General features: G+C 46.9%; 13 protein-coding genes and 1 riboswitch. Of the genes, 8 read left to right on the plus strand and 5 right to left on the minus strand.

Annotated elements, in window-relative coordinates:
- The first annotated feature begins 5 nt into the window (after positions 1-5).
- Together purM and purN are read left to right on the plus strand one after the other, a co-directional pair.
- Complete coding sequence (gene purM, locus ACKKE8_RS03905) at positions 6-1,046, plus strand: phosphoribosylformylglycinamidine cyclo-ligase (RefSeq protein ID WP_409176993.1); 1,041 nt, start codon at positions 6-8, stop codon at positions 1,044-1,046.
- Complete coding sequence (purN, locus tag ACKKE8_RS03910; RefSeq protein WP_409176994.1) at positions 1,040-1,648, plus strand: phosphoribosylglycinamide formyltransferase; 609 nt, start codon at positions 1,040-1,042, stop codon at positions 1,646-1,648. Before purM ends, purN begins: the two co-directional genes overlap by 7 nt.
- Positions 1,649-1,709: 61 nt before the next feature.
- Here purN and ACKKE8_RS03915 read toward each other — a convergent pair whose 3' ends face one another.
- A complete protein-coding gene (locus ACKKE8_RS03915) occupies positions 1,710-2,645 on the minus strand; it encodes a magnesium transporter CorA family protein (protein ID WP_409176995.1) in 936 nt (311 codons plus the stop codon).
- Between the two features lie 294 nt (positions 2,646-2,939).
- Positions 2,940-3,108: riboswitch (M-box (ykoK) riboswitch) on the minus strand.
- Between the two features lie 311 nt (positions 3,109-3,419).
- Here ACKKE8_RS03915 and ACKKE8_RS03920 point away from each other — a divergent pair.
- The 5 genes from ACKKE8_RS03920 to ACKKE8_RS03940 all read left to right on the plus strand — a co-directional run bounded on the left by ACKKE8_RS03920 (position 3,420) and on the right by ACKKE8_RS03940 (position 9,099).
- On the plus strand, positions 3,420-3,797 hold the full coding sequence (locus tag ACKKE8_RS03920) for a hypothetical protein (RefSeq protein WP_409176996.1): 378 nt from the start codon (positions 3,420-3,422) through the stop codon (positions 3,795-3,797).
- Between the two features lie 181 nt (positions 3,798-3,978).
- A complete protein-coding gene (gene purH, locus ACKKE8_RS03925) occupies positions 3,979-5,529 on the plus strand; it encodes a bifunctional phosphoribosylaminoimidazolecarboxamide formyltransferase/IMP cyclohydrolase (protein ID WP_409176997.1) in 1,551 nt (516 codons plus the stop codon).
- 79 nt (positions 5,530-5,608) lie between these two features.
- Positions 5,609-6,886: a phosphoribosylamine--glycine ligase gene (purD, locus tag ACKKE8_RS03930; RefSeq protein ID WP_409176998.1), complete on the plus strand. Its 1,278-nt coding sequence runs from the start codon at positions 5,609-5,611 to the stop codon at positions 6,884-6,886.
- A gap of 306 nt (positions 6,887-7,192) precedes the next feature.
- The gene (locus tag ACKKE8_RS03935; RefSeq protein WP_409176999.1) at positions 7,193-8,176 is read left to right on the plus strand and encodes a hypothetical protein; all 984 of its coding nucleotides are present in this window, start codon (positions 7,193-7,195) and stop codon (positions 8,174-8,176) included.
- A gap of 77 nt (positions 8,177-8,253) precedes the next feature.
- Entirely contained in the window at positions 8,254-9,099 is an 846-nt protein-coding gene (locus ACKKE8_RS03940; protein ID WP_409177000.1) for a hypothetical protein, read from the plus strand.
- Between the two features lie 233 nt (positions 9,100-9,332).
- Here the strand turns inward: ACKKE8_RS03940 and ACKKE8_RS03945 are convergent, their stop codons facing one another.
- From ACKKE8_RS03945 to ACKKE8_RS03960, 4 genes are all read right to left on the minus strand, one after another.
- Positions 9,333-10,541, minus strand: a complete 1,209-nt coding sequence (locus tag ACKKE8_RS03945) for an MFS transporter (RefSeq protein WP_409177001.1) — start codon at positions 10,539-10,541, stop codon at positions 9,333-9,335.
- Between the two features lie 11 nt (positions 10,542-10,552).
- Positions 10,553-10,936, minus strand: a complete 384-nt coding sequence (locus ACKKE8_RS03950) for a MarR family winged helix-turn-helix transcriptional regulator (protein WP_409177002.1) — start codon at positions 10,934-10,936, stop codon at positions 10,553-10,555.
- 186 nt (positions 10,937-11,122) lie between these two features.
- On the minus strand, positions 11,123-11,257 hold the full coding sequence (locus ACKKE8_RS03955; protein WP_409177003.1) for an EYxxD motif small membrane protein: 135 nt from the start codon (positions 11,255-11,257) through the stop codon (positions 11,123-11,125).
- A gap of 18 nt (positions 11,258-11,275) precedes the next feature.
- Entirely contained in the window at positions 11,276-11,815 is a 540-nt protein-coding gene (locus ACKKE8_RS03960; RefSeq protein WP_409177004.1) for a DUF2892 domain-containing protein, read from the minus strand.
- Between the two features lie 193 nt (positions 11,816-12,008).
- Between ACKKE8_RS03960 and ACKKE8_RS03965 the strand changes: the two genes are divergently transcribed.
- Complete coding sequence (locus ACKKE8_RS03965) at positions 12,009-13,766, plus strand: adenine deaminase C-terminal domain-containing protein (RefSeq protein WP_409177005.1); 1,758 nt, start codon at positions 12,009-12,011, stop codon at positions 13,764-13,766.
- Positions 13,767-13,884 lie beyond the last annotated feature (118 nt).

Raw genomic sequence — 13,884 nt, forward strand, 5'->3', positions numbered from 1 at the left:
AAACAATGAGTGAAGCATATAAACAAGCTGGCGTAGACATTGATGCGGGCAACGAAGCCGTCGAACGCATGAAAAAGCATGTGAAGCGGACGTTCCGCCCCGAAGTTTTGACTGATTTGGGCGGGTTCGGAGCGCTGTTTCGCCTCGATACCAAAAAATACGAGAAACCGATTCTCGTTTCTGGCACAGATGGGGTAGGAACCAAGCTGAAGCTCGCTTTTGCCATGGACAAACACGATACAATCGGCATCGATGCTGTCGCTATGTGCGTCAATGACGTAGTGGTTCAAGGGGCAGAGCCGCTCTTTTTCCTCGATTATCTGGCAGTAGATAAGGTCATTCCGGAAAAAATCGAAGCGATTGTCAAAGGGATCGCGGAAGGCTGCTCCCAGTCCGGCTGCTCGCTGATTGGCGGGGAGACTGCCGAGATGCCTGGCATGTACGCAGAAGGCGAATACGACATTGCAGGCTTTACCGTAGGTGTCGTGGACGAGAGCAAAATGATTACGGGAGCGTCCGTGGCAGCTGGCGATGTACTAATCGGTCTGGCTTCCAGCGGCGTACACAGCAACGGTTTCTCGCTCGTTCGCAAGGTTCTTTTGGCAGACAAAGGTATGTCCCTGCATGATCATGTTGACGTATTGGGCAAAAAGCTCGGCGAAGAGCTGCTGACACCGACCCGGATTTACGTGAAGCAAGTGCTATCCGTTCTTGAGTCACATGAAGTGAAAGCTCTGGCACACATCACAGGCGGCGGTTTTACTGAAAACATTCCACGCGTGCTTCCAGAAGGAATGCAGGCTGTGATCAACGTTGGTTCCTGGCCAGTGCTGCCGATCTTTGAGCTGGTACAAGAGACTGGTAACATCTCTTACCCGGATATGTACAAAACGTTCAACATGGGTATTGGCATGATGCTTGTCGTGAAGCCAGAAGACACAGTGAGTGTGATGGAAAAGCTGCAAGAGCTGGGAGAACAGGCGTATTTGATCGGACATATTCAAGCGGGAGAGCGCAAAGTCGTATACAACGGGGTGGAATGGTGAGAAAGCTGGCCATTTTCGCCTCAGGCAGCGGCTCCAACTTTGAAGCGATCGTGCAGGCTGTACAGGACGGTAGGCTCACAGGTGTAGAAGTTGCCTTGCTCGTGTGCGACAAGCCCGGCGCCAAGGTTTTGGAACGGGCAGAGCGTTTAGGGATCGACGCCTTTGTTTTTCAACCGAAGGAGTATGCAGACAAGGCTGCTTTTGAGCAGGAAATAGTGGCGCAGCTCCACAAACGCGATATATCGCTGGTTGTGCTGGCAGGCTACATGCGGTTGGTGGGCGACACTCTTTTGTCATCCTACGAAGGAAAAATCATCAATCTGCATCCGTCGCTTTTGCCTGCTTTCCCAGGAAAAGACGCGATTGGTCAGGCACTCGCTTACGGGGTAAAGATAACGGGGGTAACGGTACATCTGGTTGATGCCGGTCTGGATACAGGGCCGATCATTGCCCAGATTCCCGTAGCGGTTCAAGATGCAGATACGGCTGAGACTTTGGCGGCTCGCATCCATGCTGTGGAGCATGAGCTGTTGGTGAAGGTCATTGGCTATTTAGCAGAAGAGAGAGTGAAGCTGGAAGGCAGACTTGTCCAGCTGAGGTAAATCGAGAGATAAAAATGAAACCGACATCCTTTTACGATGTCGGTTTTTTTGCCATCCGTTTTTAGAAATACTTCTTCCTCCAGAACAGGAGGGCTGTTACGGACGTAATGGTGGTGGACATGATCATAATGATCGTGAATGCGTGCGGATGATCCTGAAAAGGAAGCGCGACGTTCATCCCGTAAAAGGTGCCGATCACCATAGGTAACGTGATGACAATGGTAATGGCGGTTAACAGCTTCAATACGCGATTGAGATTGTTGGAGATGACGGAGCCAAAGCCATTCATGATGTTCCCTAAAATGGCGGTATAGATTTCCGTCATTTTGATAGCCTGCTTGGTTTCGATTTTTACTTCTTCCAGCAGTTCCTTATCTTCTTCGTACATTTTCAAATAACTGCCGCTCCGAAGCAGGGAGATCAACAGACTGTTCGTTTCCAGGGACGTCGAAAAATAAACGAGGCTTTTCTGCAATTCTAGCAAGGTAAGCAGTTCATTGTTTTTCGTCGATTGTCGCAACGATTTTTCCAGCGTTTCTGTCTGTTTGTTGATTTTTTTCAAGTAATGCAAATAATCATGCGACGTATTCGATAAAATTTGTAAGACAAACCGGTTTCGCATGTGCGTGTGAAAGCTTTTCACTTTCCCTTGGACGAACTCATTCATGACAGCCGTTTCTACCAGGCAAACGGTTAAGATATAATCTTCCATCACCATGATTCCCAGCGGAACCGTCGTATAGTGGTCCTTCATCCCTTCCTTCGTGGAGATCGGGATGTCCACGTAGAGCATCACGCGGTTTCCGTCCTTGTCGATCCGTCCGATTTCTTCGTCATCAAGGGCATCCTGCAAAAAATGAAGGTCAATCGACAACTCCCTGACGACTTGTTGCTTTTCTTGCTCAGAAGGATCGGTCAAATGGATCCAGCAGCCTTTTTCAAATTGATGCAGTTCTTCTATTTTTCCCATGGTATTCGTTTTGTAAATGTTCAACATGGCTCTCTCATCCTTTCGCAAATAAGGATCGGAGGGATACGACCATGTTGCGCAAGCATGTCTACATAAAGATACTTACATACACTCGTCCCATTAAAAGGGAGAATGTCAAATAAGGTATGGGGAACATGCCGCAGCGCCACAAGGCCGGAAAATTCTCCGTACACAATCTTGATTGCCGTTATTCATTCCGCAACTTGGACTACTGTCCATAAAAACGTTCCCCCCTTTCGAAAATAAAAACCCTCTAGCAGGAATCTAGAGGGTTAGAAAAGTGCACAAAATAACACCACTTTTTCTCCCCCTACCAGAGCTTTGGCACTATACAACGTAAAGGAAACATTCCTTAGCCACCTTAAGAAAAGCCTTAGTTCGGCAGTTCCTGTTCTACCCATTGGCATCTTTCGATATTTCCGGGCAGTGGCCTATGTTTGTATAGGAGCCTCACCTAACGAGGATGAATGATTGACTTTGTCATCGTATTCCTGTCACCAGTATTTGTCAATCAGTTTTCTCGTCCTACATGCATGTTATTCATGTCCTTTCATACGGTGTCGGCTTCTAACTATGACCGACTCACCCTATTTTGCTGCGATGTTTGCCATGGCGAGAGCAACATTTATTTCGGGGCAAAAAAACTGATAGTTGCTTCTGCCGTGTTCGGACATGCCGAATTGTTTGGCAGCTTTCCATCCTCCGCGAATCATGACAAACCAAATTGGTTCTCGTGACATACAGTAACAGAGGGATATTCCCACAAAGGGAGGGGCCGACTTGAGCGGAGATTTTGTTTCGAACTTGCTCGATAAGCTAAGCCAAAAAACAGGGCGGCAATGGACGCTTAACGATATTATGAAGCTAGCGGAAAAAATGCCGAAGGGCGGAGCCAATGTAGATGCGCTGCTCGATGAGCTGGGAAACATGGGATTCGAAGTTCCAGAGGAGACGAAAGAGCGCGTCAGGGATCGTGTAAAGGACGGCCAATCCATCTCCATGGAAGAGTTAGGGAACTTAATACCCAAAGAAGTAAAGGCGAAGAGCCGCAAGTCGAAGAAGCCGATCAAGCCAATCAGGGCGACGGCCAAAAGCAAAACAGTCGCACTATCAGATCGCATCAAAAAGCTATCAGGCAAAGGCAAGAAAAAACGATAACTTCATCAAAGCAAATGCAGGTGTATGCAGTCGCAAGTGCCGAACAGGCATGGGCGGCTGCGTTTGTTTTCCTGACGAAGTTGTTGATAATAGCGTACAATTAATTTATAATATATAAGTAATGTTCGTGTTTTGGTCAATAGTTACCCATGTTTTCACTAAAATTCAGGAGGTTCTATCCGTGAGTGTGAAAAAAGCGTTGATCAGCGTTTCTGACAAGACAGGATTAATTCCGTTTGCCCGTCGATTGGTAGCCGCCGGGGTACAAATCATCTCTACCGGGGGTACGGCTTCTCTCTTAAAAGCAGAGGGAGTTCCCGTCATTGGCATTTCTGAAGTGACTGGATTTCCAGAAATTTTGGACGGTCGCGTCAAAACGTTGCATCCCAATATCCACAGCGGCCTCTTGGCTGTAAGGGACAGTGAAGCGCATGTGCAGCAACTAAAAGACCTTGGGATTGAAACCATTGATATGGTTGTCGTGAATCTTTATCCTTTCAAGGAAACGATAGCGAAGCCAGACGTGACATATGAAGATGCCATTGAGAATATTGATATTGGTGGACCAACGATGCTGCGTTCTGCTGCGAAAAATCACGCGTTCGTCAGTGTGGTGGTCGATGCAGCCGATTATGAAAAAGTAGCAGAAGAAATTGAAGCAAATGGCGATACTACGCTAGAAACCCGTCGCAAGCTGGCTGCAAAAGTTTTCCGTCATACAGCTGCTTATGATGCCTTGATCTCTCGCTATTTGAGTGAGCAGGTGGGCGAACTGTTGCCTGAGAGCTACACGGTGACTTACGAGAAAGCACAGGATTTACGCTATGGAGAAAATCCACATCAACGTGCGGCATTTTACCGTGAGCCGTTATCGGATCAGTTGAGCATCGGGAATGCGAGTCAACTGCAAGGAAAAGAGCTTTCCTACAACAACATCAATGACGCAGATGCAGCGTTGGCGATTGTACGCGAATTCGCTGAACCTGCTGTCGTTGCGATCAAGCACTCCAACCCTTGTGGGGTAGGGATCGGCACTGATATTCGCGTTGCTTACCAAAAAGCGTACGAAGCAGACCCTGTCTCTATTTTCGGTGGGATCGTTGCTGCAAACCGCCCGATAGATCGTGACACCGCACTCGCGATGAAAGAGATTTTCTTGGAAATTATCATTGCACCAGACTTCACCGAAGAGGCGTTGGCTGTTCTGGCTGAGAAAAAGAACCTGCGTCTCTTGCGTATCCCTGCACTGAATGAACCAGCCAAAAAAGTGGACAATCTGTTCCGCGTGGCTCCTGTTGCAGGCGGGGCACTCATTCAAGACTTCGACTACAAACAGCTCGAAGAAAGCGAGATTCAAGTGGTTACAGACCGCAAGCCTTCGGAAGAGGAACTGGCACAGCTGAAATTCGCTTGGAAGGTCGTTAAGCACGTTAAATCGAATGCGATTCTCTTGGCAAAAGACAATATGACTATCGGCGTGGGGGCAGGTCAGATGAACCGCGTTGGGGCAGCAAAAATCGCCATTGAGCAGGCAGGTGCATTGGCAAGTGGCGCGGTTATGGCTTCGGATGCATATTTCCCGATGGGAGATACCGTGGAAGCGGCAGCCAAAGCAGGGATTACCGCCATCATCCAGCCAGGCGGCTCCATTCGCGATCAAGAATCGATTGATGCTTGCAATCGAGCGGGCATTGCGATGATCTTTACCGGCACGCGTCATTTCAAGCACTAAAAGAGGCTATTCGGGAGTAACGTTCGCTTTTTTTACACGTACTAAAGAGTGGATTACCTCTCACACAGGAGGAAATACGATGAAAATATTAGTGATCGGCGGCGGCGGTCGAGAACACACGATTGCCTGGAAGCTGTTGCAGAGCTCTAAAGTGACAAAGGTATACTGTGCGCCAGGAAATGGGGGCACCGCTCAAATCGCTCAAAACGTGCCGATTGGCGTTTTCGATTTTGCTGCACTGGCTCAATTCGTCAAAGATGAGGGAATTGATCTGACTGTCGTTGGCCCGGAAGATCCTTTGCTGGCGGGGATTGTGGACTTTTTCCAAGAGCGCAATCTGCCGGTCTATGGCCCGAACCAAAAAGCGGCAATGATCGAGGGCAGCAAGTCTTTTGCGAAAAGTTTAATGAAACGCTACGAGATTCCGACGTCCGCCTATGAATCGTTCCTGGATTACGAATCGGCGAGTGCGTACGTGAGAGAGCAGGGAGCTCCTATCGTTGTCAAAGCGGACGGCTTGGCAGCGGGGAAAGGGGTCGTTGTCGCAGAAACGGTGGAGGAAGCGGAAGAGGCACTCCGTCAGATCATGCAGGAAAGCGTCTTTGGTGAAGCGGGAGCGCGCGTGGTCATTGAGGAGTGCATGTTCGGCGAAGAGCTGTCGCTGTTGTCTTTCGTCGATGGAGAGACGGTAAAGCCGATGATTACTTCTCAGGATCATAAGCGAATTTTCAATGATGACCGCGGCCCCAATACAGGTGGCATGGGAACATACGCCCCGGTACCGCAAATGTCTGCTGAGCTGGTGGACGAGATCGTCAAAACGATTGTCCAGCCGATGGCGTCAGGGATGGCCAAGGATGGTATTCCGTTCAAAGGCATTCTCTACACAGGTCTGATGATTACGGAGCAAGGTCCGAAAGTCGTGGAGTTCAATGCGCGTTTTGGCGATCCAGAGACACAGGTGCTCTTGCCGTTGCTCGAAACAGATTTGCTCGATATTTTTGTCGGAACGGTCAATGGCGAGCTCGATGCAGTCGATGTGACATGGCAAAAAGGAAGTGCTGTCTGTGTCGTCATGGCAGCGCCGGGTTATCCGGGAGAATATCCAAAGGGTGCGTTGATTCACGGGCTGGGTCAGGCAAACGAGGGAGCTACGGTGTTTCACGCAGGTACGAAGGAAACGGAGGAAGGCATCGTTACGAGCGGTGGCCGTGTGCTTGGCGTCGTGGCAACCGGAGCGGATTTGGCGCAAGCGCGTGAGACAGCGTATGCGAAGGTGCAAGGGATCTCATTTGATGGGGCGCAGTACCGTACGGATATTGCGGCACGAGCGATGAAGTATCAGCAAAAGTCGTAACAGCAAAAGAAACTGTTTCTTGGTAGGAATTTCAACCAGGGAACAGTTTTTTTTTTGAAAGACAAGTGAGTTCACATTAGCGTCAAATTTTATTGATTTAAACTTCTTGCTTATATTACCTTAATTTTCCAAAAAATACAAAGTTTATTTACCGAAGATAGAGAATGTAGTATAAATATATGTATGGTAATATTCGGTTTATTTACCAACAAAATAATTTAAATGCAGGGGGTGGAAGGTTGAATACTACAAAATGTAGTATCAACTGAATTTATGTTTAAGAATCAAAGATGGATAACAGTTTTTATGGTCATCGCATTGTTATTCGGAAATGCTACTAGTATTTTTGCAAAGACGAGCGACGAGAAAGACGCCTATATGCAGCGAAGTGAAATTGAGCAATATATAGACATATTGTCAGAAGAGGGTACAGAAGATTCCAGAGAATTGAGTAATAAGTTAAAAGAATATTTGGGGGATAACGAAGATTACTTGTTTGAAGAGATTGTTTCAATTGTTGATGAGTATGCAGATAAGACAACGCAGTCTGAGAACAACGATAATAATATGATGGATATAGATCAAGAAGATTTACAGAGGGACTTTGAGCGTATAGATGCGCTTGCTAAAGAATATTATGATTACTATCAGATCCACAATGAATTCCCAGAAGAGGTGGAGATCAGAAGTATAACGACGAGCCACGCTCTAACAGTATTAGAAGAGATTGGGATTAAAATAACCGAGAAACAGTTACTTAAACGCTTAGCAGCATTGGGAGTTATTGCTGCGATTGATGGCCCAATACCTGTTGGGGATTTTATAGCTCTTGTTACAGGAGCGGTAATAACAGGTGAATTTGTAGGTGATTATGTTGCAAACCAAGGAGCCCTTGCTAAGGAAATAGGCGAATATTTTGGTAGAGCCTTTATTAAAGTTGTGACTAAAAGTGTTACAATGAGTGAAGAAGTTGAATATCAAATAAAAAAGAAAAAAGTAAAACATTTTGCAGCTAAATTAAATTCCGATGGTGGAATATTTGTAGAAGAACCACTAACTCTCAGACAGGCTCAATTAGAAGCTACAAGGGGAAAAGATACGTTTAGCGTAAGCAGAAAAGATGCCGAAAATGTAGTCACTCAAACGAACTATAGAAAAGTTTATGAAGATCCTCATTTTATAGATGGTGAGGGAAGGCTCATGATTGCTAATCTTCCTCATTTCCATTTAATAAAGAAGATTGACGGTGAATGGAAAAGAGTGAGAGGTCATCATTTCTTTTCTTGGTAGGCAAATATTCTTTATGTGGCGTAACATATTTTTGTTACGCCCTTACTTGCTATGATCGCTAAAAACGAGGAGATATAATGAAATTAAGAGTTATTGAACTTGAAACTTTTTTTGTTGTGGGCAAAGCGTTAGACGATGAATTCGATTGGGAGGGTTTTATTGAATCACCCGATCCATTATTCTCAGAAATTGCAAGTAGTGTTGAGTGTCCTATATTTTATGAGGTATGGGACCAAGAATCAGAAAATGTTGTGATTGGAATAAGAGTAAATACAATCACTCGTGTTCCCGAAAATTGTATGGTGGTGAATATTCCCTCTGGCACATATGCTTTAATTCATATGAGTCAATCAGATTATGAACATGATATGTTTGCAATGACGAATTATGAGACTATTGATCGGATTGAATTTAGAACCTTTAATATAAGAAATGGTTCCCTAAATGGTATGCATTTTTATCGACCAGTTGAGAACAAAGAAGATGTATTGAACATTCGTAGCATACCTGTCCTTACTAATGAAGTGTCAACCCAATTAAGAGAGAAGTACATTCATACATTCTTTAACGTCAGCGGTGATTGTGTAAGCAATTTTTTTTATAAACGGTACGTCAAGCTAGACAAAGGTTATTTGTGGCAATTTCTTCAGAGAGAGAGAGCCACAGGGTTAACCATCTCAGAAGTAAATGATTATCTTGATGACAAAAAAGAAGTATTATTTTTCTGGGACTCTGCTAGTTTGGTTGGGAGAGACTTTACCCGAAATAAAGTATTCAAGTTGGGTACCAAACGATTATTAGAATCATATACACGATTTACTTTTGATTTATATATTTTTGACTCCACTTTGAACTGGACGATTATTTTTCAACATGAGCCAGATGCGGAAGGCTACAAATGTTTTCTGATCACTAGTCCATAGATTTTGAGCGAGAAGGAGTTGCTCCCTTGAAGAAATATCTATATAGGGAGCATCTTTTTTTATGGAAAATACAGTTGTTTTAGTATGAGCCATCTTGCATGGCTTGGTGTCGTTGACGATGAATGTCCGGATAGCAGGAGGACAAGAGCGGGTCCAAATGCTCGTCGTCCAACATGCCAGACAAACGCTCGCTACACTAAGCCATACGGCAAGACTAGGATAATAAGCTTATACTACATGCCCACGTTTTCACTCGCAATCGCCGCTTTTTTCGCCTTGGCCGCAGCCAGCTGCGAAAGGAAATAAACGATGAGGAACAGCAGCAAGCACACTGCCGACCAGCGGTACATGACAGAGTAGCTCGAATGTGTCGCGATGACACCGAGAAGCACAGAGCCGACCGCGATACCCAGATCGATGGAATTAAAGAACAGTCCGTTCGCCATGCCGCGTTGCTCAGGTGTGACGACCTTCACCATCCACGCCTGGATAGACGGCTGAATCATGCCATAGCCAAGCCCGTAGAAGGCAGCAGAGACGAGAAGCAAGGACTCTGTCGTTGTTAGGGACAGGAGCAAGAGGCTGACCCCGACGAAGATCGCACCGGGAGGCAGGACGGCAATGTGCCCTTTGCGATCATACAGCTTGCCGGAAAAAGGACGAATCAACACCATTGCCAGTGCATTCGTCAGGAAAAACCAGCCGACATTCTCAATGTGGGCTTCTTTTCCGTACAAGGCCAAAAAGCTGAGAATCCCGCCATACGTAATGGACAGACAAAAATTCAGTCCAGCTGGAAGCAGCAGCTTTTTATCATAAAATCGGCGAATCCCTGTGACAGTTTGTGCGTTCACGGTCGACACAGGAAGCTGATTGTAGGCGCGGATAAAATGCATCAACGGAAAAATAATGGCAACCAGCAACACGAGAACCATGAGCATCCAGCCAAACCCAAACGAGTTCAACAGGCCAAGTCCAATCATCGGGCCGAGCGCCATAGCCAAGCTGGTCGATAAGCCGAAATACCCCATGCCTTCGCCGATCCGTTTGGCAGGAATCACATTGGAGACAATCGTCGGAAACGTCGTGCTGCCCATCCCAAAGCCGATGCCGACCAAGATTCGCAACAGAAGAAAGAAAATAATGCTTCCTGCCCAGTAATAGCCTGCGCTAAAAATCGCGACGAATCCAAGTGCCAAGATAGCCAGAACCTTACTGTTTTTCGTTTTCAACGCTTCCCCAGTAAACACCCTTGCGACCACTGCTGCAAGTGAAAACAAGCTAATGACCAGACTGACGACAAAATCATTGGCCTGATAAGCTTCCTTCACGTAGGCAGGGAATGTAGGGGTCTGCATTTGAACGGTGAGAAACAACAACAAATTGCATACAGTTAACAGGACAAAATCTCTCGTCCACAGTCTCTCTCTACTCTCTCCCAATGCTGTCACTCCTAGTCTGTCGTTTTTCTATTGATGTTTTGGTTAATCTCCAGCAAGATTTCCCGCAAGAAGGCCAGCTTTTCAGGAGAAATCCCTTCCAATATGTCTGCAACGGCACGAGCCTCTATGGGAATCGCCTGCTCAATCCATTCCCGTCCTTTCGGGGAAAGGGTAATGATGTAGGCGCGGCGGTCTTGTTCGCTCAATGTCTTTTCGATAAAGCCTTTTTTGGCGAGTGTATCTAAAATGCGTGTCATGGAAGGCTGATCCTTGGCTGAGCGCTGAGCCAACTCTTTTTGATTGATACCCTCTTCTTCTCGTAGCCGATAAAGGACGGCAAACTGCTCCGTGGTCAAATCAAACTCCTTTAAAAAAAGGGAGACATAATGAATCATTCTCCGGTATGTGTTTCCAATGAGAAATCCAACCGGTTCTTTTTGCCAATGATCGATCAGGGGAATGACCCTCTTTCGTTCGAAATTACTTGCAATGACAATTATATGCACAACAAGTAAATATGTAAATGGAAAAAGCCCGTTACATTTTCATCGAATGTAACGGGCTTTTCGTCTTCCTATCCATTATTGGCGATATCTTCCTCTTTTTCGCGACGACCGAAAGAAGTAATAACCCATCACGCCAATGACGCCAATGATCATGGCAATGACAAAGAAGTTATGCGACATCCATTCATACATCTGGGAGCCGACAAGCATATGCAGTGCCTCCTCTCCTTACGTGTACGTGGGGTAGCGTGTATTGCTGTTGTTATTTTCTTGGGAGCGAAATGAGATGATTTCTCTTGCCGCCTTTTCGAGGAGTTGATCCTCGGGGGTAAGCTTCGTGTTTTGCTGATTGTTGATTGGTTGTTTCTCTTGGTTCGCTGAAAATTGTGGGCTGGTAGAATACTGGATGTTTGCCTTATTGGTTGTTGATGGAGTATTGCTCACATCATCTTGGCTGTTGTTCGAGTCTTTGATGGGCGCAATATTCATGGAGCGCGTGAACTGATTGACCGCCATCTGAACGCCTTTTTTCTTGAGCTGATCCATCATGCCCTGCATGCCATTCCCTTTTGTCGTATTGATGCCCATCGCTGCGTACATCGGACAAAAGCGCGTAGCCCCTTCTGCTACTTTCATGGCTGAAAAAGCCATGAGCAGCCATGGAGCATTGTATGGGCGACGACTCATTCTTCCGATGCCGTATGCCAAGCCTAACAGACCGCCAGTCATGCGAAGCATGGCATCAGTTCTACCTACGTTTTTATGCATGAGAGTTGTCCTCCTGTCGCAATTACGTCTATTCCCTAGTGTGTAATAAAGGGCGACAAGACACCCGTGGGAATTGTTACTACCATCACCAAGATTGCAGGGGAATGAATAATGGGCGGCGAAGCTGTAGAGATCGATGAACGCTCGTTCATTTTCAAAAAACATCGGCAGACCAGCAAGGAGAGAAGAAAAGATGCGCGTACGAGCCATATCAGATCGTGATTACTTGAACATGATTCGCGTGAGCAGACGTCAGGCACCGGCAAGCCTCTGGATAAAAGGCGCAAGTGTTCTCAATGTGTACACAAAAGAATGGCAAGAGCATCACGTCGTAGTGGCAGGAGAACGAATTGCTTATGTAGGAGAAAAAGAGCCGTTGGTCGATGACCAGACTGTGATCATGGAGGGGGCTGGGCAATATCTCGTGCCGGGTTATATCGAGCCACATGCGCATCCGTTTCAATGGTATAACCCTTACACGTTGGCTGACTTTGCTCTGCAAACGGGAACGACTGGATTGGTGTCGGACTCACTGATGCTCATGCATCTTCCTTTTTCGCAAACGGCAGCGATTATGGATTCTCTGGCAGCTCATCCGGTAAAGCAATTTTTCTGGGGCAGACTCGATCCGCAGACAGGGAAAGCTCATCCAGCGTTCACCAAGGAAAGGTTGGCGCAAATGCTGGAGCATCCACGCGTGATCCAGGGTGGGGAGTTGACGAATTGGGGCGGTGTTTTACAAGAGGATGAGACGCTGCTTTTTGGTTTGAAGCATGCGCGGGACTTGGGCAAAAGGATGGAGGGGCATCATCCGGGAGCTTCTCACGAGACGTTGAACATTGCCGCAGCAGCCGGTGTAACAGCTTGTCATGAGGCCATCCATGCAGCAGATTTGCTGTCGCGTATCCGTTTAGGCATGTATGCGACACTGCGCCATTCCTCCATTCGCCCCGATCTGCCGGAGCTGGTGAAGGGATGGCTGGAGTTGGGGGAGCCATGGTCATCACGGATGATGCTGACATCGGATGGAAGCACGCCGCCGATGCATCGTGACGGGTTCATGAATAGCACGATACGTGTGGCCATCGAAGCGGGGATGCCGCCAGAGGAAGCGTATGTCATGGCGACGCTGAACCCGGCTGTCTATTACGGGCTGGACGCGGAGATCGGAGGAATTGCGCCGGGCCGAATCGCGGATATGCTGTTGTTGACGGCAAAGGATCAACCGACTCCTCGTATGGTAATCGCCAATGGGCAACTGGCAGCAGAAAACGGAATCTTGCTTGTTCCAACGGTTCAGCCACAATGGGATGAAGCTTCGTTACGATTGCAAGATCCCTTGGCAAAGCGAGCAAATCCCGATTGGTTCCGCCTACGGCCAGATAAAGATGGTAAGGCCCCTGTGTTACAGATGCTGAATGCCGTTATCACGCGGTTGTCACTAGAAGACATGCCCGTTGATCAGGATGGATACATATCCTTGCAACATGATCCGCAGTTGGCATTGATCGCCGTTATTGATGCGTCTGGGGGCAACCGAACAATGGCAGTGCTTCACGGCTTCGGTGAGCATCTCGAAGGGCTGGCCAGCACTTATTCCGCGTCTGGCGATTGGATCGTAATCGGACGCGATCCCCAAGCGATGGCGCAAGCGCTCGAGCGTATTCGGGAAATAAAAGGCGGGGTCGTCCTGATCGATGAAGGAAAAATCGTCTGCGAATGCCCATTGCCTCTTGCTGGAAAGTTCGCGTCAGCACCGATGGAGGAAGTAATCAGCATGGGTGAAAATTTGGTAAATCATCTCCGTTCCAAAGGACATGTCCATCTCGATCCGATTTATTCGATTTTGTTTTTTACGGCTACCCACTTGCCGTATGCACGTCTAACGGCAACAGGCATTGTCGACGTTAAGAGTGGGCAAATCGTCGTTCTGGCACTTCCTCTACCTTGAGGAAGTTTTTTTTGAATGAAACACGTCTCGACGATTTTTGTACAACGGATCGTTTGTGCATCAATGATATATGTATAAAAAATATATTTTACTTCTTGTAAATTATCAGATTTATTTT

The sequence above is a fragment of the Brevibacillus fortis genome (assembly GCF_046196545.1).
GTDB lineage: Bacteria > Bacillota > Bacilli > Brevibacillales > Brevibacillaceae > Brevibacillus > Brevibacillus fortis_A.

What these genes read in the sequence shown, in the direction of transcription:
- purM (WP_409176993.1), top strand. Translation starts at nt 6, where the DNA reads ATGAGTGAAGCATATAAACAAGCTGGCGTAGACATTGATGCGGGCAAC.
- purN (WP_409176994.1), top strand. Translation starts at nt 1,040, where the DNA reads ATGGTGAGAAAGCTGGCCATTTTCGCCTCAGGCAGCGGCTCCAACTTT.
- ACKKE8_RS03915 (WP_409176995.1), bottom strand. Translation starts at nt 2,645, where the DNA reads ATGTTGAACATTTACAAAACGAATACCATGGGAAAAATAGAAGAACTG.
- purD (WP_409176998.1), top strand. Translation starts at nt 5,609, where the DNA reads ATGAAAATATTAGTGATCGGCGGCGGCGGTCGAGAACACACGATTGCC.
- ACKKE8_RS03935 (WP_409176999.1), top strand. Translation starts at nt 7,193, where the DNA reads ATGGTCATCGCATTGTTATTCGGAAATGCTACTAGTATTTTTGCAAAG.
- ACKKE8_RS03940 (WP_409177000.1), top strand. Translation starts at nt 8,254, where the DNA reads ATGAAATTAAGAGTTATTGAACTTGAAACTTTTTTTGTTGTGGGCAAA.
- ACKKE8_RS03950 (WP_409177002.1), bottom strand. Translation starts at nt 10,936, where the DNA reads ATGATTCATTATGTCTCCCTTTTTTTAAAGGAGTTTGATTTGACCACG.
- ACKKE8_RS03955 (WP_409177003.1), bottom strand. Translation starts at nt 11,257, where the DNA reads ATGCTTGTCGGCTCCCAGATGTATGAATGGATGTCGCATAACTTCTTT.
- ACKKE8_RS03960 (WP_409177004.1), bottom strand. Translation starts at nt 11,815, where the DNA reads ATGCATAAAAACGTAGGTAGAACTGATGCCATGCTTCGCATGACTGGC.
- ACKKE8_RS03965 (WP_409177005.1), top strand. Translation starts at nt 12,009, where the DNA reads ATGCGCGTACGAGCCATATCAGATCGTGATTACTTGAACATGATTCGC.